This window comes from Pelagibacterium lentulum, assembly GCF_003992625.1.
In the GTDB taxonomy this organism is placed as follows: Bacteria; Pseudomonadota; Alphaproteobacteria; order Rhizobiales; family Devosiaceae; genus Pelagibacterium; species Pelagibacterium lentulum.
On sequence record NZ_RZMW01000041.1, the window covers coordinates 300,442 to 321,039 of the forward strand.

General features: G+C 58.1%; 17 protein-coding genes. 6 read left to right on the forward strand and 11 right to left on the reverse strand.

Going from position 1 to position 20,598, the window contains the following annotated elements; all coding sequences use genetic code 11:
* Window positions 1-75 precede the first annotated feature (75 nt).
* Together EO133_RS15065 and rraA are read left to right on the forward strand one after the other, a co-directional pair.
* Entirely contained in the window at window positions 76-1,041 is a 966-nt protein-coding gene (locus EO133_RS15065; protein WP_127073462.1) for a D-2-hydroxyacid dehydrogenase family protein, read from the forward strand.
* Window positions 1,042-1,071: 30 nt separating this feature from the next.
* Window positions 1,072-1,560 (forward strand): ribonuclease E activity regulator RraA, encoded by a 489-nt coding sequence (gene rraA / locus EO133_RS15070; RefSeq protein ID WP_127073463.1) that lies wholly within the window; start codon window positions 1,072-1,074, stop codon window positions 1,558-1,560.
* Here the strand turns inward: rraA and EO133_RS15075 are convergent.
* The 6 genes from EO133_RS15075 to EO133_RS15100 form a co-directional block, all read right to left on the reverse strand.
* Window positions 1,557-2,612: an isocitrate/isopropylmalate dehydrogenase family protein gene (locus tag EO133_RS15075; RefSeq protein ID WP_127073464.1), complete on the reverse strand. Its 1,056-nt coding sequence runs from the start codon at window positions 2,610-2,612 to the stop codon at window positions 1,557-1,559. The two genes, rraA and EO133_RS15075, sit on opposite strands and share 4 nt — an antisense overlap.
* Before the next feature lie 14 nt (window positions 2,613-2,626).
* Window positions 2,627-3,715: a 4-oxalomesaconate tautomerase gene (locus EO133_RS15080; protein ID WP_127073465.1), complete on the reverse strand. Its 1,089-nt coding sequence runs from the start codon at window positions 3,713-3,715 to the stop codon at window positions 2,627-2,629.
* 148 nt (window positions 3,716-3,863) lie between these two features.
* Entirely contained in the window at window positions 3,864-5,852 is a 1,989-nt protein-coding gene (locus EO133_RS15085; RefSeq protein WP_127073466.1) for a tripartite tricarboxylate transporter permease, read from the reverse strand.
* Window positions 5,853-5,993: 141 nt separating this feature from the next.
* Window positions 5,994-7,091, reverse strand: a complete 1,098-nt coding sequence (locus EO133_RS15090) for a Bug family tripartite tricarboxylate transporter substrate binding protein (RefSeq protein ID WP_127073467.1) — start codon at window positions 7,089-7,091, stop codon at window positions 5,994-5,996.
* 186 nt (window positions 7,092-7,277) lie between these two features.
* Window positions 7,278-8,720, reverse strand: coding sequence for a sensor histidine kinase (locus EO133_RS15095; RefSeq protein ID WP_127073468.1), 1,443 nt, complete (start codon window positions 8,718-8,720; stop codon window positions 7,278-7,280).
* Window positions 8,717-9,391, reverse strand: coding sequence for a response regulator transcription factor (locus tag EO133_RS15100; RefSeq protein ID WP_127073469.1), 675 nt, complete (start codon window positions 9,389-9,391; stop codon window positions 8,717-8,719). The genes EO133_RS15095 and EO133_RS15100 overlap by 4 nt, the downstream gene beginning before the upstream one ends.
* Window positions 9,392-9,579: 188 nt before the next feature.
* Between EO133_RS15100 and EO133_RS15105 the strand changes: the two genes are divergently transcribed.
* Entirely contained in the window at window positions 9,580-10,683 is a 1,104-nt protein-coding gene (locus EO133_RS15105; RefSeq protein WP_127073470.1) for a Bug family tripartite tricarboxylate transporter substrate binding protein, read from the forward strand.
* 101 nt (window positions 10,684-10,784) lie between these two features.
* Window positions 10,785-11,855: a bifunctional transcriptional activator/DNA repair enzyme AdaA gene (locus tag EO133_RS15110; protein WP_127073659.1), complete on the forward strand. Its 1,071-nt coding sequence runs from the start codon at window positions 10,785-10,787 to the stop codon at window positions 11,853-11,855.
* On the opposite strand, the gene EO133_RS15115 is transcribed toward EO133_RS15110, so the two are convergent.
* Window positions 11,850-12,818, reverse strand: coding sequence for an AraC family transcriptional regulator (locus EO133_RS15115; RefSeq protein WP_244640583.1), 969 nt, complete (start codon window positions 12,816-12,818; stop codon window positions 11,850-11,852). The genes EO133_RS15110 and EO133_RS15115 overlap by 6 nt on opposite strands.
* A 39-nt stretch (window positions 12,819-12,857) precedes the next feature.
* Between EO133_RS15115 and EO133_RS15120 the strand changes: the two genes are divergently transcribed.
* On the forward strand, window positions 12,858-14,132 hold the full coding sequence (locus EO133_RS15120) for an MFS transporter (RefSeq protein ID WP_127073471.1): 1,275 nt from the start codon (window positions 12,858-12,860) through the stop codon (window positions 14,130-14,132).
* Between the two features lie 129 nt (window positions 14,133-14,261).
* Here EO133_RS15120 and EO133_RS15125 read toward each other — a convergent pair whose 3' ends face one another.
* The 4 genes from EO133_RS15125 to EO133_RS15140 all read right to left on the reverse strand — a co-directional run bounded on the left by EO133_RS15125 (window position 14,262) and on the right by EO133_RS15140 (window position 19,164).
* A complete protein-coding gene (locus EO133_RS15125; protein ID WP_127073472.1) occupies window positions 14,262-15,212 on the reverse strand; it encodes a hypothetical protein in 951 nt (316 codons plus the stop codon).
* A 95-nt stretch (window positions 15,213-15,307) separates the two neighbouring features.
* Complete coding sequence (locus tag EO133_RS15130) at window positions 15,308-16,987, reverse strand: ABC transporter permease (RefSeq protein ID WP_127073473.1); 1,680 nt, start codon at window positions 16,985-16,987, stop codon at window positions 15,308-15,310.
* Window positions 16,984-18,066 carry an ABC transporter ATP-binding protein gene (locus EO133_RS15135; RefSeq protein ID WP_127073474.1) on the reverse strand — a complete coding sequence of 361 codons (1,083 nt, stop codon included), beginning with the start codon at window positions 18,064-18,066 and terminating at the stop codon, window positions 16,984-16,986. Before EO133_RS15135 ends, EO133_RS15130 begins: the two co-directional genes overlap by 4 nt.
* Before the next feature lie 105 nt (window positions 18,067-18,171).
* Window positions 18,172-19,164, reverse strand: coding sequence for an extracellular solute-binding protein (locus EO133_RS15140; protein ID WP_127073475.1), 993 nt, complete (start codon window positions 19,162-19,164; stop codon window positions 18,172-18,174).
* 278 nt (window positions 19,165-19,442) lie between these two features.
* Between EO133_RS15140 and EO133_RS15145 the strand changes: the two genes are divergently transcribed.
* Window positions 19,443-20,576 (forward strand): ROK family transcriptional regulator, encoded by a 1,134-nt coding sequence (locus tag EO133_RS15145; protein ID WP_127073476.1) that lies wholly within the window; start codon window positions 19,443-19,445, stop codon window positions 20,574-20,576.
* The last annotated feature ends 22 nt before the right edge of the window (window positions 20,577-20,598 follow it).

Sequence of the window (20,598 nt, forward strand, 5' to 3'; positions counted from 1 at the left end):
CATCGGGCAAAACCCGGAGCAATAAATATGCGTACAGCAAAGTCGGACCCGGCAGAGTTTCTTTAAGGAGGCAAGATGACCCTCAAGGTCGCCATTCTCGACGATTACCAGAACGTTGCCCTGTCGCTGGCCGATTGGTCCCAGCTCGGCCTGGCGGCTGAGGTCACAGTCTTTAACGAGAATCTTGCAACCGAGGATGAAGCGGCAAAGGCGCTCGCCAGATTCGACGTCATCTGCATGATGCGCGAGCGTATGGCGCTTCCCGCATCTCTCATCGACCGGTTGCCCGATCTCAAGCTCATCATCTTTACCGGCGCGCGGATACGGGTGATCGATACCGATCACGCCGCCGCCAAGGGCATTACGGTCTGCCATACCTATCCCGGCGATTCCAAGTTTGCGACACCGGAGATGGCATGGGGCCTGATCCTTGCCTGCGCGCGTCACATTCCCCAAGAGTACGAGCGCGTGCGCTTCGGGCTTTGGCAGCAGACCATCGGCACCATGCTTGGCGGCAAGACCATCGGCATAGTCGGCCTGGGCAAACTCGGCGGCCGCATGGCCAAAATCGCCAGGGCCTTCGAGATGAATGTTATTGCCTGGAGCCAGAACCTCACCGACGAACGCGCCGCCGAATGTGGCGCGCAGCGGGTCGACAAGGATACGCTTTTCAAACAGTCCGATGTCGTTTCGCTACACCTCGTCCTATCGGAGCGTTCACGCCATATTGTTGGAACTTCGGAGATTGCGCAGATGAAATCGGGCGCGATCCTCGTCAACACCTCGCGCGGCCCGCTGATCGATGAGGCAGCGCTGCTGGAGGCTTTGAACAAGGGCCATATTCGCGCCGGACTCGATGTCTTCGATATCGAGCCCTTGCCGCAGGATCACCCCTTGCGCGCGGCGCCCAATTGCGTGCTCAGCCCGCATCTTGGCTATGTTACCGAGGAAGCCTACGCATTTTTCCATCGCGACATGGTCGAAAACATCATCGCCTGGCAAAAAGGTGAACCAATCAGAGTTTTTGCCGCACCGAAATAAGTCCTGATCGTTTTACCGGGAGAGAAAGCCTTGACCCTTCACAAAACTGCAGACCTTGTCGATCTTTATGACGCTGACTTGAGCTTTTGCGACTATCCGCTTGTCAAGTACGGCCGTGCGGATGGTTTTGACGGCGAGATCGTCACCATCAAATGCTTTGAAGACAATGCCCTGATCCGGGCAACGCTGGAGGAACCGGGAAATGGCCGGGTTCTTGTAATCGATGGCGGTGCGTCGACCCGATGCGCGCTTGTCGGCGACCAGATCGCGGCACTGGGCCAGTCCAATGGCTGGGCAGGAATCGTTATCAACGGCGCGATACGCGATTGTGCCGATATCAATGCGATGGACTTTGCGATCTATGCACTGGCCACATCGCCCAAAAAGAGTGCCAAGAACAAGACTGGCGCGCGCGACGTCGATCTGGTCTTTGGCAAGGCAAGCTTTGTGCCCGGGCACTATCTTTACGCCGATGCCGACGGCATTCTTGTGGCAGCCCGTCCGGTACACAGAGGCTAGAGCCGTTCAATAATAGCCTTGGTAAAGGCGCTGGTGCCCAGCGTTCCGCCAAGGTCGGCTGTTCGAGTTTGCGGATTTTCCAGAGCCTTGTCGATCGTTGCTTCGATCAGTTCCGCTGCCCGAACAAATTTTTCCGCGCCTGTTCTTTGCCCATGCCAATCGAGCAGCATGGCGCAGGACAGGATCATGGAGATCGGATTGGCTTTGTCTTGCCCTGCAATATCGGGAGCCGAGCCGTGCTGGGCCTGAGCGGCGGCGTGATCGTCCCCGGCATTGAGCGAACCGGCAAGCCCAAGACTTCCTGAAAGCTCAGAGGCCAGATCGGACAGCGTATCGCCATAAAAGTTGGTGGTGCAGATTACGTCATAACGCGAGGCATCACGGACCAAAAGCGCGGCCATGGCGTCGATAAGGACATCGTCCAAAGCGACATCGGGAAAATCTTTGGCCACCGCGCGGACAGTGTTCAGAAACAACCCATCGGTCATCTGAAAGGCATTGGCCTTATGGACCGCAGTGACCTTGCCACTGCGCTTACGCGCCAGTTCAAAGGATCTGCGCGCAATCCGCTCGCAGGCCTTTTGTGTGATCTTGCGCATGGAAATGGCAACGCCATCGACGGGCATGAATTCGGCAGGGCCTGAAACCATGTTTCGATCCGGGTACATGCCTTCGGTATTTTCGCGCATGATCACCAAATCCATCTCTGTTCCCCTATGGGGCAGACCCTGTCGGGTGCGCGCCGGACGCACATTGGCATAAAGATCAAGACCGATGCGGAAGGCGGCAGAGAAATTGACCCCGCCTTGATCGCGCGGGGGATATTGCATGTTGGACATGGGGCCAAGCAGGGTCCCGTCCATTTCCCACGCCAGCGGCAAAATATCGCCAGGCAGGCTCGTGCCCTGCGCCGCGATTGCCTTGAGGCCAACATCGCGATGGGTAAATTGCAATCCAAGGTCGAGCTTTTTATCCACCGTTTCAAGCACATGCAGGCTCGAGGCCATGATTTCAGGCCCGATGCCATCACCGGCAAGCACAAGCAGTTTCATGCGACCCTAACGCCTTATTCGAGTATGCTGGCGGGAACATAGACCTCGCCAGACATCAATTTGCGGGCGGTGCGGATTGCGCCGCCACTTTCAACTTCCAGTGCCGCTCCACCGCCCTTTGTCTTGAGCGCAATGTCGAGCAGCCCAGACGGATGTTCGATCAGAACCAGCCGGTCATCACCTTCCGGACGCTTTGCCAGACCGTCGGAAACCGAACCTTCGAGCATGGCGCAGGTGGAAACGCACAAGCCACCGGTAACGGCAAAGGCCGCATGGGTCTTGTGGGGCACGAAATAGCGCGCGGAAATATGGCCCTCGCCTTGAGGAGTGGAGAGCATTGCAGCCTTGGGCACGACCTTGCCTGTGACGTCGCCAAGCCCCATGCGCTCGCCCGCAATCTTGCGCATGGCTTCCATGCGGGCAAAAAACTCGGTATCGGCATCAAGTTCGGCTGGACTTTCATAGCCGGTCTTACCCAGATCGGCGGCCTTGAAAATCATCATGGGCACGGCGACGTCGATCAGTGTAACAGGAACGCCATTGATCTCGTCGACCAGATTGCCGGTCGGCAAGAGCTTTCCGGTCTTTGAGCCGACGATATCCATGAAATTGAGCCTTACCGGGGCCGCGGTTCCGGGTACGCCCGCAATGGCTGTGCCACCGTCGTAAATGACACCCTGGGCATCGGTTTTAACGACAGCCTCGATGCGGCTCTTGGTATTGATATTGTAGATGACAACGGTCGTTTCCCCGTCTTGTGGCCGCACCATGGCGCGCTCGATAGCAAAGGGCCCAACGCCTGCAAGGATATTGCCGCAGGAGGGCGAAGTGTCGACGAGAGCCTCGGTCACTGAAACCTGGGCAAACAGATAGTCGACATCGACGCCATCGCGCGTTGACGGTGACACCATGGCCACCTTGGATGTCAGCGTATCGGCACCGCCAATGCCATCGATCTGGCGGGCGTCGGGCGAACCCATTGCTGCCAGAAGTATCGCGTCGCGCCGTTTTTCGTCGCCGGGCAGATCGGTGGTCACGAAATAGGGGCCTTTGGAGGTGCCCCCGCGCATGAGGATGCAGGGAATGGCGGCTTGTCTTGTCATGATGCACCTTCAACTGTTTGGCCGGACGCGGCGTCAGTGCCACCGTTATCAGGAGCATTTGCGTGTCGGCATTGAGCAATTGCGTTGCCGGGTATCTCTATCGGGCAAGGCGGCGGGCAGCACGAGACGCCACCCGCCGCCTGCCATGTCAGCGGAACGGCCAGGGCAGATTGAAATGGGCTTGCAGCAGGCCTGCCGGCATCACCAGATTGAGCGCACGCGCCAGCGCCAGAATGAAAATGGCAGCGGCAATGGTCAGAATGATCGTGCGAACCCAGCTCGCCTTGGCGACCACCCTCAAGAATACGAGGAAGAAGATCATAAGACCGGCAAAGAAACCGACAAGCGCCACGGCGCCGACGAAGGCTGCGAGCCAGCCCAGCATCGCCCAGGCGCCGCCCCTGATGTCGCTCTCGCGCCTGGCGGTTTCGGCATCGAAATTGGCAGAGGAGTCCAGTTTCCCCAACACCAGCGGCGCCAGCGCTACAACCGTCGCCACCAAGCCTATGATGGCAACCGTTGTCGGGAAAATCCCGCCAAGCTGAGAGAGCGAATAGCTCTCGTAAAACGTGAAGCCGAACGCGGCCAGAACCAGCGCCCCAAAGACGAGTTGGGGCCAGATCTGGGCTGCCGTTGCCTTTTCCGATGCGCCTTCGGTGGCAACCGAAGCGGCGCTTTCGCCGGGCTTTTTGCGGGCACCAAGCCAAACCGAAACGACGGTGATCGCCATGATCGCAAGAACCATGGGACGGGTAAGGAAAGCCCAATCGTAGAATTGAAATGCCTGATAGAGATAGCGCTCGGCCTGGGTGGCGAGAACGAAGCCGATCAGGAAGGCCGGCCGCGGCCAGCCGAAGCGCTTGAGCAGCACGCCGATGACACCGATCACCAGAAGCGCAATCAGGTCGTAGAGCGACCGGGTTGCCTGGAATGCGGCGAACGAGATCACCATGATCATGAAGGGCGCAATAAGCGCGTAGCGGATCGTTGTCAGTCTTGCGATACCGGGGGCCGCAAAAATGCAAAGCACGGTGCCCATCACATTGGCAATGGCGAGCGACCAGACAATCGTATAGGTGATATCGAGATTGCGATCCGCCATGGCCGGTCCCGGCTGAATGCCGAGCAGGATCAGCCCCGCAAGAAAGACCGCCATCGATCCCGAGCCGGGAATGCCGAACAAAAGGGTCGGGACCAGTCCGCCGCCTTCCTTGGCGTTATTTGCGGATTCGGGTGCAATGACACCGCGAATATCGCCCTTGCCGAATTGAGAGCGGTCCTTTGAGGTTTGCACCACATGACCATAAGCAATCCAGTCGACAACCGAGCCGCCCAGACCCGGTATGGCGCCGATCACGGCGCCAAGGCCGGAACACCGCAGCGCCAGCCATTTGTAGGTCCAGGTATCCTTGATCCCGTCGATCCAGCCTTTGCCGAGCTTACTGGCCTTTCCGGCAATGGTTGACTGGCCACGCAGGAGATCGACAATTTCGGGCACTGCGAAAAGACCCAGCGCCACAATCACGAGCGGTACGCCGCTCATGAGGTAGAGCCAGCCGAAATCCATGCGGTATTCGCCGGTTGCCGGAGCGGCACCGACCGTCCCAAAGGCCAGCCCAAGCGCCGCTGCCGCCACACCTTTGGCAAGGTTGGAACCGGACAGAACGCCGACCATCGACAAGCCGAAAATCGAGAGCATGAAAAGCTCGGCGGAACTGAAGCTGAGGATCAGCGGGCGGGCAATGACCACAAAGCCGGTCAGGATCATGGCGCCGAAAAGCCCACCGATCAGCGAGGCCGAAAAGGCAGCCGACAACGCACGTGCGGCCTGCCCCTTCTTTGAAAGCGGAAAACCGTCCAGTACGGTCGCCTGGCTGGCGGTGGAACCGGGTATGCCCATGAGAATTGAGGCGAATGTATCGGAGGTCGGGATGACAGCGACAAGGCCGATCAGCATGGCAAGAGCGGAGGTCTGGTCCATGCCGTAAAGAAACGGCAGAAGCAGCGAAAGGCCCACAATGCCACCAAGGCCGGGCAGGATACCCACCATGAGGCCCAGAACGACACCGAGGCCCATAAAACCCAGATGCTGCAGGGTCAAAAGACCGACAAAGGCCCCCATCAAGGTATCAAACATGTGCGTTCACCCCCTTATCAAGCATACAGCGAAATTACGCCGAGCTGAAATCATTGACCAGCAGCACAGAAAAATCTTGGGAAAAGGCAGATAGCGGACTGCGCCACCAAGGAGCGGCGCAGTCTTTTTGGCGAACCGACTTTAGTCGAGTGTCACGTTGTGATTTTCGCTCAGGTAGTTGCGAACCCATTCGCGGGCTTCTGGATCGATCGTGGTTGCGACCTCGTAAAGCCCTGCAACATCGTCGTAAACGGCCTGATCATATTCGCCGAGAATGTCGCCCTTGGCAGCCTGCAAATCAGGGTTGGCAACGGCATCGGCAAAGGCGCGACGATAGGTTTCGACGATCTCGGGTGGAGTACCTTTAGGCAGCATGACCGGCTTCTGGGCAGCAAAGCCCGAGCCAAAGAACGCCATGTAAGCATCGAAGGCAACGCCGGAAGGCGCTTCACCATGCATCATTTCATAGGCTTCAACGAAATGGGGAATATCGGGGAAGGTCGGGTCGCGCTGCACATTGCCGAGCGAATCGAGCACGCCATAGGAAAAGAGCGGCACGGCTTCACCGGCTTCGACAAGCGGCACGACGTTGGTGAGATAGGCCGAAGAGGTCTGATAGTCGATCGTGGCTTCACCGCGCTCGAAAGCAAGACGGCCGTCGCCGCGACCGGTCATGCCGAAAACGTGCCTGACATCAAGACCCAGCACTTCAAAGGCAAGCATCGGCACGAGGTCGAGCGAGGTTGCGCCCTGGCTGGCATAAACCAGTTGGGTGCCTTCGAGCTTGCCAAGCTCGGAGGCATCGGCCACCCCGAGACTTGCCGGAATATAGACAACGCCACCGGTGGGGGAAACCAGAACCGGCTCAAGATCGGCATATTCGTACCGAACGCGGCTGTCGCCAAGAAGATAGGGGAACTGGGTCGAACCCGACGTGCCGATGATCGAAAGTCCGTCGGGCGCGGCGCGAGCGACGAATTCATTGGTGCCGGTAATCGAGCCACCACCGGGCACGTTACGAATGATCACATTAGGATTGCCAGGCAGGCTTTCCGAAAGGTAAGGCGCATAAAAGCGCGCCCAGACATCCGAACCGCCGCCCTCAGAGAACGGGATCCACCATTCAACGGTCTGACCGCTGAAATCGACCTGAGCCTGAGCCGGCATGGCGAATGCAAGTGTAACGGAAGCGACGAGCGCAACAGAAGCGCTCCGCGCAAAGCGAAGTGGATTTTTCATATGTAATCCTCCCAAACAAACAAGGGTCGAACCCTGCCCTTCTGCCTGACGTTTCAGACCGTCACCGTTCTCGATGACGTGCAGATGGGCTTTGGCGTCCGCCTGAGGTGATCTTGCACCACGAAGCTGTCAGAATGCTGTCGGAATGAATTTCAAGGCAAATCAATATTATATAGCCAATTTTTACTATTCGGCCGCTTGCGGATTTGATGCCAGGGCGGCGATGCTTTCGGTGCTTTTCTCGGCCGCAACAACAGGCAGCCGCAACTCGACCGTGCAGCCGTTTTGGGTCGGGACGATGCTCGCGCTGCCGCCCGCGGCTTGAGCGATGGCCCGGACAATCGACAGGCCCAGCCCACAGCCATTGTCGCCATCTTCGGCAAGCCGCACGAAGCGATCAAAGATCATCTCATGGGCATGCGGGGGAACACCCGGCCCGCTGTCAGAAACAGTGAGGACAGCGTCGCCATCGTCCGAGCGCACGACAAGGCTAAGCCTGCTGCCTTTTGGACAGCCATATTTCAGCGCATTGTCGATCAGATTGTCGATCGCCTCCTGCAGCATCACACCATTGCCTGCCACCATCAACGGCTCTGCGGCAGGCTCGAGTTCCATATCCACACCGGCACTGAGGGCACGGGGCACGTGGCGTCGGGCAACCTCGGCCACCATTCCGGAAAACTCGGCCGGTTTCGAGCTGGCGCCGCCGCGACCCTCGGCGGCAATGTCGAAATTGAGCAATTGATGACTGATCCGCGATAGCCGCCGTGCTGCCTCGGCGAGATCCTGGAGGCGTTCGATGCGTTGGGCCGGATCGGTTGTCCCAAGTGCCGATTCCGCCTGTGCCTGGATCGCGGCAACCGGATTGCGCAATTGATGAGCAGCATTGCCGATAAAGGCGTTGCGACGGGCCAGTTCCTCGCGCAGCCGGGCAAAGAGCGTGTTGATGGTTTCAACAAGCGGGGCGACTTCAGGCGGCACACCGCGCCTGATCGGACTGAGTTCATTTTCGTTACGCAACGCTACCGCTTCGCGCAAATCGGTCAAAGGACCAAGGCCGCGATTGATTCCGAACCAGACCAGAACAGCCGCCGCAATCACCATCAGGAAAAGATTGATCGCCGACTCGCCGAGAAGCGAAAGGCTCAAAGCCTGGCGCTGGCTGACGGTCTGCCAGACCTGAACCGTGGTCCAGCCGTCAAAATCGGGGTCGGCAATGAATTCGCGCAGGATCACCGCCCGCACCGGGCGATTATGATACTGGGCGTCAAAAAAGACCGGCGTGCCGCCCGGCAAATCCAGATCGGCCTCGGGTACGGGCGCATCGAAATATCCGGTTACAAACCGCCCGTCGGCTGCACGCACCTGATAATAGATGGGATCGCCCAGGGCTCCGACGAGCGAATCGAGCAGCGCATCGGTCAAAAGATCACCCTTGGTTAGCACGACCTCGCGCGCCACCGCATGGGCCACAACCTTGAGCGTGTCGTCGTAGAGATCCTTGCTCATGCCCTGTGCGGACCAATAGCGCACGCCGCTCGAGGCCAGCGCCACCAGAATCAGCGGCACCACGATGAGCACGAAAAGTCGTGTCCGCAAGCTCGCAACATGGGTGCGCGTGGATCTCATGGTCTGTCCACCGGTCGCAAGACATAACCCAGACCGCGAATGGCCCTTATGGTTACGCCATGTGTCTCGATCTTTCTGCGCAACCTTGAAACCAGCAGCTCAACGGCATTCACCTCGACACTGGCGCCGGTGCCGTAAATCGTATCGCAGAGCACATCCTTGGATACGACCCGTTCAGCATGATCGAAAAGCACTTCCCAAAGCGCCAGTTCGCGCCGGGGCAGGTCCAGCGACCCCTCAGGCCCGGAAAGCTGCCGGGTCAGCCGATCATAGCTTAGGGCACCATAGGTTTCGATATTGGGCATACGCTTGCCGCGGCGCCGGCCAAGAGCACGTACGCGCGCGCTCAACTCGGCCATTTCAAACGGCTTGGTCATATAGTCGTCGGCACCGGCATCGAGCCCCTGGATGCGATCATCCAGGCTGTCGCGCGCGGTCAACACCAGCACGGGAATATCTGCGCGCTCGCTGCCGAGCAGTCGCACGACATCGAGCCCGCTGCGCTTGGGAAGGTTGATATCGACGATGGCAAGATCGGCACCTTCGTTCAAGAGAAAGGCCGCGCCATGTTCGCCATCGGTGAGCCAATCGACCGCATGACCCTCGTCGCGCAGGGCTTGACTTACAGCCCGCGCCAACATGGTATTGTCTTCAATCAGTACGATCCGCAAACCAGGCCGCCCTCCCGCAGGCGTTGATCAAGTCCTATGCACGGACTTGCCTACAAGCCGAAATATGTGCCCGCGCACCGGCCGATGGCAAGCCCTCGGCGAATTGCGGCCAACCCGCGAGCCGTGCTGAATACTTTATATCCGGTCACGCGTCAGGTGCAAAACCCGCATGACCGCTGGAGGATTTTATGAAGGGATTATGGGGTTGCGTCCGGATTATGGGTGCAGGTTTGGCTTTGGCGCTTGCTTCAAGTGGCAGTGCGCAAGCAGAGGTTAGTTTCGCCGGAAAGACGATCGAGTGGATCATTCCCTTTTCCGAAAGTGGCGGGTCCGACACCTGGGCGCGTTTCAATGCGCCTTTCATCGCACGACATTTGCCGGGCAATCCAGACATCAAAATCGTCAATGAACCGGGAGGCGGAGGCACACGCGGGCCCAACAGTTTTGCGGCGCGAGCGCGGCCCGATGGCCTCACGATCCTTGGCACGTCCGGCTCCACCCAGTTTCCCTATCTGCTTGGGGACTTGCGGGTGCGCTATGACTATAAGGACTGGGAGCCGGTCATGGTCGCCCCAACCGGCGGGGTTGTCTATGTCTCGCCGTCAACCGGGGTTGCGTCGGCCGATGAGATCGACAAGCTCACGGACGGACCGCTGGTCTTTGCCAGCCAGGGACCGACATCGCTCGACCTCGTACCCATGCTTGCCTTCAGGCTTTTGGGCCTCGATGTGCATTATGTCTTTGGCTATACCGGGCGCGGAGATGGCTTTGTTGCGATGTCGCGCGGCGAAGTGAGCATCGACTACCAGACCACCGCATCCTATATCCGCAATGTGATACCGATGGTTGAAGCGGGCAAGGCCGTGCCGCTGATGAGTTGGGGCGTGCTCGATGAAAATGGCGACATGGCCCGCGACCCCACGTTTCCCGATCTGCCCATTGTCGAAGAGGTCTATGAAACCCTGCACGGGCACCCCCCCACCGGGCCGGACTATGACGCTTATCGCGCCTTCAACATTGCCGGGTTTGCAGCCCAGAAGATGGTCGTGATGCCCAAAGATACGCCCGAGGAGGTGCTCGACGCATGGCGGCAGGCATGGCGTGATGTCTTTGCCGACCCCGAATACAGGGCGCGTGTGCAATCGGTATTGGGTGAATATGAGCAGGTAACCGGTCAGGCGGCCCAGTCGCTTTTTGTTGCTGGCACAACGATCAATCCCAATATACGCCGACGCATTCTCTCGATCCTTTCCGACGAATATTCTGTGCGCCTGGGCGGACAATTCGAATAGAGACCTACCTGATAAAGCAAGATAAACGCCCGTTTTCAGGCGGCAGGCCTCTATGTTCACTGCTAAAAAAGGTCTTTGAACCAACGCGCAAGGCCGCAATGATGCTCTTTCAGCTTCCCGAAAAGGACGTGCTCTACCGGGCGCTGCTCGACCGCGATGCTGCGTTTGAAGGGCGCGCTTATGTCGGCGTCACCTCGACGGGGATTTTCTGCAGGCTAACCTGCCCGGCACGCAAGCCGCTTGCTGAAAACTGCACATTCTTTGAAACGGTCGGAGAGTGCATGGCGGCCGGATTTCGTCCTTGCCGCCGCTGCCATCCGCTTACTCCTGCCGCCGAATCCGATCCGGTTACGGCCCTACTGATGGATGCGTTGCAAAAACAGCCGGGCCGACGCTGGAGCCAGGCGGATATCGTTGCGCTCGGGCTCGATCCGTCCACGGTCCGGCGCAGTTTCAAACGTCATTTCGGCATCACGTTTCTGGAAATGGCGCGGCAGGAGCGATTGCGGATGGGCTTTCAGACACTCTCCGAAACAGGACGTGTAATTGAGGCACAGATCGATGCAGGCTATGACTCGCCGGGAGCCTTCAGGGCAGCATTTTCCCGTATGCTAGGGATCGCACCAGGGCAATTGGCCGATGGTGCAATTTTGCGCGCGCGTTGGCTTGCAACACCTTTGGGCACCATGATTGCCGTTGCCGATCAGCATAGCCTGCACCTCTTGGAATTTGCCGATCGCAAGGCCTTGCCCAACGAATTGAAAAGACTTCGAACTTTTGCCAAGGGCAGGCTGGGCATAGGACAGTTTGAGACTCATGACCGATTGGGCGAAGAACTCGCTGCCTATTTTTCAGGCCAGAACGCCCGCTTCCAGGTGCCCCTTTACTTGCATGGCAGCGCGTTCACAAAAGCGGTCTGGCACGCCTTGCGCCAAATTCCGGCGGGAGAAACACGTTCCTATGGCCAGTTGGCCGGCAGCATCGGCCATCCAACAGCATTTCGTGCGGTTGCCCGCGCCAATGGCGCCAACCAGATCGCCCTTATCATCCCCTGCCATCGGGTGATCGGCGCCGATGGCGCGCTCACCGGCTATGGTGGTGGGCTCTGGCGCAAGCAAAAGCTCATCGAGATAGAAAAACAATTCATCCGGTCCAAGTCCGGGATGTCATAGAGCACGCTCGGGTACGTGGCTATTATTGAGATGTCGCGCCTGACCGGGCGCATGGCCGGCAAAGCGCTTATAGGCCCTACTGAACGCGGCGTGCGATTGATAACCAAGCCGGCGGGCAGCCAGTTCGATCGGCATCCGGTCGCGCACGATCCATTGCATTGCCAGCCGCATACGCACCGCCGTTACGTAGCGCAGGGGCGTATATCCGGTCGCGACTGCGAACCTTTCGGCGAAAACCGAACGCGAACTGCCCATGAGGCCGGCCATTTCCGAAAGTGTCCAGTTATGTCCCGGATCTCGATGCACGGCCGAGAGCACCCGTCCAAGCCGCTCGTCTCGCAAGGCGCTGACCCACCCGGTCGCATCGCCGCAATCGCATTCGATCCAACCCCGGACGACCAGCGCGGCAAGAACATCGGCCAATCGGGCCAATATGCTGGCCGTGCCAGCCCTTTCGGACTGCATTTCGCGATCCATCGCCTCAAGCAAGGGACGAATTTCAGGTTGCCGATCGACCAGAGAACTCACGCGTAACACGTCCGGCATAAGCTCGATCAAAGGGTGCAGCGATGCCATTTCAAAGTCCATACGGGCAGTGAAAATCAGCACATCCTTAGAACGGCAAACCTCGGCGTCGTGCGCATCGAGGGTGCAAATATCTTCGCATAGCGCCACGGTTAGAAAGCTCTCCAGAGGCCGCGCCCTGACATTGGCGTTCGAGACAATTGCATGTTCGCGCCCGCCGGGCAGCAAAATCGCGTCGCCACTGGAAATAGGCGCAGGCGCACTATCTGCAAGTTTCAAGATGGCCTGGCCACTCGCAACAAAATGGAACTGGGCGCCCTCCGATGGCGGAAAGCTGACACCGAAAGGCGGTGAGAACAAGAGCTTGGAATAGCTCGCGCCGCGCAAGCGCATGCCCATCAAAAGCTCGCTGATTGGATCGGATACAGATGCGTTCAAACTTCCGGACTTTCGATCAAGAAATGCGGGATCTTTGTGATGGATAATCTGGCATTTCTCCCCATCTGGCAATCACTATCCCTTCAGGACAAGGATTTCACGAAAATGGGCAACAATGCCGATACAGGAACTACGGAGCGGGTTTCCGCGCGAACCTGGGCAGCTGTTTTCTCCATGAGTCTCGGCGTTTTCGGGCTTGTGGGAGCCGAGTTTCTCCCTGCCAGTCTATTGACGTCAATGGCCAGCGAGCTTGGCATTACCGAGGGCATGGCAGGACAGGCGGTCACGGCGACCGCAATCATGGGCATGATTTCCGGTTTGACTGTAGCATCGGTCACCGGCTCGATCGACCGGCGTCATGTATTGCTGGGATTTTCGCTGCTTCTCGTTATTTCCAACGTCGTCGTCGCGGGCGCGCAGAACATTTACATCCTCTTGCTTGGACGCCTTTTGCTCGGTGTCGCGCTTGGAGGCTTCTGGGCACTTTCCACCGCCCTGGTGATGCGCATGGTGCCACAAGACAGCGTGCCCAAAGCATTGGCTATTGTCGTTTCCGGGGTCTCTGCCGCCACGATCTTTGCGGCCCCCGTGGGCAGCTATGTCGGCGATATCTGGGGTTGGCGCGCGGTGTTTGCTGGTGCCGCAGTGCTTGGATTGATTACCTTTATGGTCCAACTGACAGTATTGCCATCGCTGCCACCGAGGGGCAGGGCCAGAATCGGGACGATATTTACGCTTCTGGCGCGTCCGGGCATCGGTCTTGCGATGATTGCCGTGCTTCTTGTCTTTACCGGGCACATGTCCATGTTCACTTATGTCCGGCCCTATCTGGAAACCGTGGCCGATGTTGGCGTAATCGGCATATCGTCTGCTCTGCTGGCATTCGGGATCGCCAATTTTCTTGGTAACTATATAGGCGGGTTTATGGTCTCCCGCTCGCTGCGCCTGACGCTGGGGATAGTGCCGCTTGCAATCGCGGCAATGGCGTTCCTGCTTGTGGCAATCGGCGGCAGTTATTTGACTGCCCTGATCTTGATCATCGTATGGGGCCTCGCCTTCGGAACCGTGCCTGTTGCCTGGTCGACATGGGTTTCACGCTCGGTAAGCGATGAAGCCGAAAGCGGCGGCGGCCTGCTTGTTGCCGCCATAAATTTCGCCATTGCCACAGGGGCCGCCGTGGGCGGACTCATTTTGGACCTTAGCGGGATTGAAAGCGTCTTTATAACCAATGGCATCGTGTTGGTGCTGGCGGCAGGGACAGTTGCGCTGGGCGTCGGCGCCGTTCGCTCCAAACCTGCTATGGCCCAAAGCTGACTTATCTTGCCGGTCTTGATGGGCACCGCCTTTAGAGAACATATGGGGTGCGTGGAGCCTTATAGCGCTGCGCATCCCGTCGCATTGACATCAAGTGCATGAACCAACTGGCGCAAACGAGACATTGGCTCAGAAGGCGATCGAGAGAACCGTGCGGTCGTCGCAGAACTCGGACGTGGTTGACCCCTTGACCGAAGGATAAGCGTCGATCTTGTGGAAGTCGGCTTTCTCAACCAGCGCGAATTCGGTTTCCCAATCGGCAATCATTGTGCCCTTAGGCTGGGTCAGATAACCATCGGAAAAGATTTCCAGGCTTTTGAGCGTCGCTTTCTCGACCTTGAAATCACGAGTGCCATCGAGCAGGACCTTGCCGCCATTGAGGGACGCAAATCCCAATATTGTCGCGCCATTATTGGCAAAGCCAGGTTGGATCCTGATGCCGCCCGAAAGAAACCGTTCGATTGCTGGCTCATTGTTATGCCCGACCGCACGGCCTGCATCGGCGATTATCTTTTCGGCCAGTTCGCCGGAAAGAATCTGGCGCTGCACCGCCCAATCGAGGCCATTGAAAACGATCGAGCGGGTTTCCATCTCCACCGCGTCGCGGCATTCGTTCTGGCCAGCGAGGTGCTTGAAAATTGCAATGCGGGCACTATTGCTCACCGCGTCGATCAGCTTGTGGTGCTGATAAAGCGCGGAGCCATTGATGCGTATGCCGGTATCGCCAGCCAGAATGATGCGGAAATACTCTCCCATATCAAGGGCGATGGCGGCGGTTGTCGAGGGCGGATGGGTCGCGCCATAGCGCCTGGCGGCGGCAAGAACATCGTCGCTGATGGCCTGAAGCACATCGCCAAGCGGCATATCGGCCAAGGCCCCTTGAGAGGCCAGTCGCGCAATCGTTGCGGCGGCGGTACGTGCGGCGATGCGGCCTCCGCTCTGGCCTTGATAGGTCGCCCCGGTCGGATCGGTCGCCCCGTCAAATACGGCATAGACGAGGTCGGGAATTATGAGCGCGGTGTCATCGCCGACCTTGCCCGGGAACTTGTATTTGGAGTGCGAGAAAAGCTCGATATTCATCTTTTATAGGCCGCCGAATTCAGACAATGGGAAGCCGACGGGCGCCTTTGCAGGCGCCAGTGGCATGAGATGTGTCAAACTGCTCCCGAATGGGATCAGACGAACGCTGCTTCCTTGCGGTCCGATAGCCAGAAGACTATGAAAACGCAGATTCCCGTGCTCACCATAAGCAGCGACGAAAGCGCGGCAGCAGTGCCGAATTCCCCGTTGATGACTTGCACATAGATCAGGACCGGCATGGTGATGGTTCTGGCTGTGTAAAGGATCAGGGTCGATGACAGCTCGTTGATCGCAGTAATGAAGCTCATCATCGCGCCCACGATCAGACCCGGCATCATCAGAGGCACAGTGACCGTTGCAAAGGTCTTTGCCGGGGACGCCCCGAGATTGACCGCTGCTTCCTCGATCGATGGCTTGATCTGGCGCAGGATAGAGGTCGTCGAGCGCACGCCATAGGGTAAGCGCCTGATAAAGAGTATCAGGATGATGATAAGCGCCGTTCCAGTGATGTCGAAAGGCGGATGCCGGAAGGTTGCGACAAAGCCGATCGCCATGACGATGCCGGGAATGAGATAGGGTACCATAAGCAACAGGTCGAGCGTACCCGATACCGCGTTGTCGCGCCTGACAACGATGAAAGAAATCAGACCCGAGGCTATGCTGATGGCTGCCACCGCGATCAGGGCAAAGGTAAAACTGTTCATGATCGCCTGAGGCGAGTCGCGCAGGATGCGGGCATAGCTGTCCAGACCAAAACCGCCGGAGAACACCGGCCCGCTCGTTGCCAGAAACGAGGTATAGAGCACGGTGAAGGACGGCAGCATGGCAAGAAACACCACGCCATAGCAAAAGGCATGCACGAGAACCGAGCGTCCCATGGGCAGGCTCTTTTTCACAGGCAGATTGGTCAATGCGCTTGCATAGCGGCGCGTTGACATGATGTGGCGCTGCAGCAGCAGGGCCGCCATCGAAATCGCGATCATCAGCATGGAAATGGTAACGGCCATGGTCGGGGTGCCGCCCATTTCCGAGGTATATTGCGCATAGGCGATGGTGGAGAGCGTCTGTACGCCCCGCCCCAGGATCGCAGGCGTTCCGAAGTCGGCGATCGCGAGCACAAAACAGATGATGGCGCCTGTGCTAACGGCTGGAAAAACCAGTGGCAGAGTAACCTTGTAAAAGCGCTGGAAGGCATTACAGCCCAGGTTCTCGGCAGCGTCTTCATAGGATTTGTTGATGGTGCTCAAAGCACTTTCAGTCATCAGGTAGATATATGGGAAGAACTTGAGACTGAAGACGGCAACGATGCCGGGAATGCCATAGACCGATGGAATCTGGATACCGAAATTGCCGAAAAAGTTGGTGACAGCGCCATTGGCGCCAAACAGCATAATCCAGGCATAAGCGCCAATAAAGGGCGGGGACACAAGCACCAGAACGGCAAAGGTGGCAACAATCGCCCTGCCCTTGATGCGAAAGCGCGACGTGCAGAAAGCCAGCGGAATGCCGATCAGGCTGGCCCCGATCATGCTCAGCGTGCCGATGATAACCGTATTCCAGAGCGCGGTCGTATAAAACCGCCGGGTCAGCACCTGCACGTAATTGGACAGGCCGAACTCGCCGGTGCGCGCGTCGAAAAAGCTGATCACAAAAACGCTTGTGATGGGCAGGATCAGAAAAATTGCCAGAATGGCGGCGATAGCAATGGTTACGCAGGTCCAGAAACCGGGCAACCGGAACCGCGGCGCGGGCCCGGACAGGGTTGTGCTACTCATTGCAGCCTCGCGCCGGTTACGCCCGGTTCAAACAGCTTGACCTTATGAGGGGGAAACGAAAATCGCACATCGTCCTGTGGCTTGAGCGCAACGATCGCTTCGGAAGGGTGGGTAATGGCCTCGATTTCCTCGCCCGAGGGCAGGATCGCAGCGACATTCATTTCGCGTCCGGTGAAATTGACCTGCCGGACCTTGGCCTCAAGCGTGATTGCGTCCGGGCCAGCGTTATTGTCATTGACGGCAATGTCTTCGGGACGAATGGCAGCGACAAATTTTGTACCATTGGCCAGCTTTTGCCCAAGCGGCAAAGCGACAGAGGAACCGGGCAGGCTTATGCCGGCGTCCGTCTTTTCGGTATTGAGGAAATTGTTGGCCCCCACAAAGGATGCCACGAAGCGATTGGCGGGATTGTTGTAGATTTCCCAGGGCGCTGCGGCCTGCTGGATAATGCCGCCATACATCACGCACACGATGTCGGACATGGCCAGCGCTTCTTCCTGGTCGTGGGTCACATAGATCGTTGTGATGACCATCGACTGCTGGATTTCGCGCAACTCGCGCCGCAGATCAACACGCAATTTGGCATCCAGATTGGAAAGCGGCTCATCCATAAGCAGCACCTTCGGATTGATAACCAGCGCACGCGCCAACCCAACGCGCTGCTGCTGACCGCCGGAAAGTTCGTGCGGCATGCGCTTGGCATATTCGCCAAGCTGCACCATTTTCAGGATTTTTTCCGAGCGCTCGGCGATTTCTGAAGCACCTGCCTTGCGCTGTTTGAGACCAAAAGCAACATTGTCGGCAACGCTGATATGGGGGAAAATCGCATAGTCCTGGAACACCATGCCCACATCGCGCTTATGGGCCGGGACATGTTCAATGGACTTGCCCTCGATCGAAATGCCGCCGCTATCTTGCTGGTGAAATCCGGCGATCGTGCGCAGCAAGGTTGTCTTGCCGCAGCCACTGGGACCAAGCAGTGTGAAAAACGCGCCCGAGGGAATGGAAATGGAAATCTGGGAGAGCGCGACGACGTCGCCATAACTCTTCTTGATGTTTGAAATTTCGACTGCGGCCATGAGCTTTTCTCCGCCACGCGCCGCCAAGCCTGCGGCCATGACATACCAAGGTTATGATGGAGAACGGGCCGCAACGGGAGCTTCCGTCACGGCCCGCAGGGAGCATCAGTAGAGATCGAAAAGGATTTCGTTCCACTCGTCCATCAGGCGGTCGCGATTATCGGCGGCCCAGGCAAAGTCATACTGGGCGTCCGGCACTTCGCTGAGCGGGATAAGCGCTTCATTGGCCTCGACGTCGGTGCGCACAGGGCGGCGTCCGACTTCCACGACAACTTCCTGAGCCTGCTTCGATACCATGAAATCGATAAAGGCGCGGCCATTATCGGCGTTGGGCGCTCCGGCCACCAGCGCCATTCCGTCTGGCGCAATCGCTGTGCCTTCGCTGGGGTAAACGATCTCGACAGGCGCATCGCCGAGCTTGTAGCGCAGGGCCGCGTCTTCAAGCGTGATACCAACACCCTGCTCGCCATCATTGACGAAACGCGGCACGGCGCCCGAAGATGTCGAAAGCACCGAATTTGCGAAAATGCCCCGATAGATTTCCCAACCTTCTTCTTCGGTATCGAAAACCTGAAGCACGTTGGCCAACTGGATATAGGCCGAACCGGACTGATCGGCGCGCGCCATGGAAATCAGCCCTTCATATTCCGGCTTTGCCAGATCAGCCCAGGATGTAGGCACCTCGGCATCGCCAAGCGCTTCGGGATTGACAATGAATGCGGTTACAACAGCGGTAAAGGGAACCCAGTTTTCGCTCGGGGAGAGCGCGGGATTGATTGCGTCAGCTTCAGTCGGCGTATAGGGCTCGAACAGTTCGGACGAAAAGTCGATGACCGTGCCATCTACGCTAAAGATGACATCGGCGACAGGGCGGCCGGATTCAGCGCGCAGACGGTTCATCAATTCGCCCGAACCAGCGCGGATCAGTTCCACATCAATGCCGGTATGTTCTTCAAACAACGGCACGAGCGCCTCAACGAGCTGCTCTGGCGCGGCCGAATAAACGACCACCGAACCTTCAGCATTGGCCGCGGCAGCATAACCAAGGCCGGCAACACCGGTCGCCATGGCCAGCATTATTGTTGACAGTTTTCCCATCGAACATTCTCCCTTTTTGTAAATCCCTCAGGGGGCCGGATCACCAGCCCGCATGTCGCAAATTGCAACTTCTATTTGATTACTTTACGTAATTTAATAAGTCAAGGTAGTCCGATATCTGTAGGGAAATTCCCCTTAAGCAACTGAATAAGAACATGATATTATGCTTTTCTGCGCTGACCTCCAGCGTATCGGAAAGTGCAGCGAAGCGCTTTTTTGCTGTCAGACGGCGCAAATTGGGCTAGGAACCGGCAAGGTGCACAAAAGGGGGCAAGGGCTTGCTCGATCTGGGCTATAACGAGCGTCGAGTGCTTGAATTGCTGCGCGGCAGAGGTGGCATGGCGCGGGTCGATCTCGCGCGGGAAATGGGCGTATCGGCCCCTACCCTGACCCGGCTGACCGCCAATCTTCTCGATGCCGGCCTGATCCGCGAGGGCAGAGAGCAGCGCATCGACGGGATGCGTGGCAAACCCTCCACCATGCTCGAACTCGATCCCGACGGCCTTTATACCCTTGGCGTCTATTTCAGTCCCGACGACATCCGGATCTGCGTGGCCGATTTTATCGGCAATATCAGAGCGGAGTTCCGCCGGTCGCTGGAAGACCACAGTTTCGATTACATCATGGGCATCGCCGGGCCGGCAGCCGCGCAACTTCTCGAGGACGCTCATATTGACCACAGGCACGTATTGGGTTGCGGGCTGACCTTTCCGGGGCATTTTTCGCGCAATCCCAATCACGTCCTGCAAATCAAGCAATTCGCCAATTGGCACGATGTGGACGTAAGCAGCGATTTTGAGCCCTATTTCGGCATGCCGGTCTTTCACGAAAATGACGGCAAGGCTGTCGCTCTTTCCGAGCTTTATTACGGAGCGGGGCGCGCAGTGCGCAATTTCGCAATGGTCTGGCTAAGTTACGGGATTGGCGGCGCGGTCGTGATCCAGCGCCATCTTTACCGCGGCACGAACCGCAATGCGGGCGAATTTGGCGGCCTGTTTCCCAAGTCGAACCCCCGGCCTTCCGGCCAGGATCTTTGCGATCTTCTGGCGGCAGACGGAATTATGGTCAGTCGGCTTGAGGATATCGATGAGGGCTTTGCCGACCACCCGATTGTCACCTCTTGGCTGGCGCGCGCCAAGGACCAGTTGCGTATGCTCTCGCTCACGGTGGCGCGTACGCTCGATCCCGGCGCCATCGTTTTCGGCGGGGTTCTGCCCGACTGGATACTGCGCAATATCGTTACGGAACTGGAATCGCTGGAAACGCTGGGGGAAGACTTTTTCGTCGAACCCCCCTCAATCCAGCAATCGCGCCTGAGCGATGTTCCCCATCTCGGCGCCGCCACCATCCCGATCTACCGTGCCGCTACACCAAGCTACTATTCGGGCCGGGCGCTTAAAGGCTGGGCGTAAGGCGTGCGCGGGCTTTCCAGCC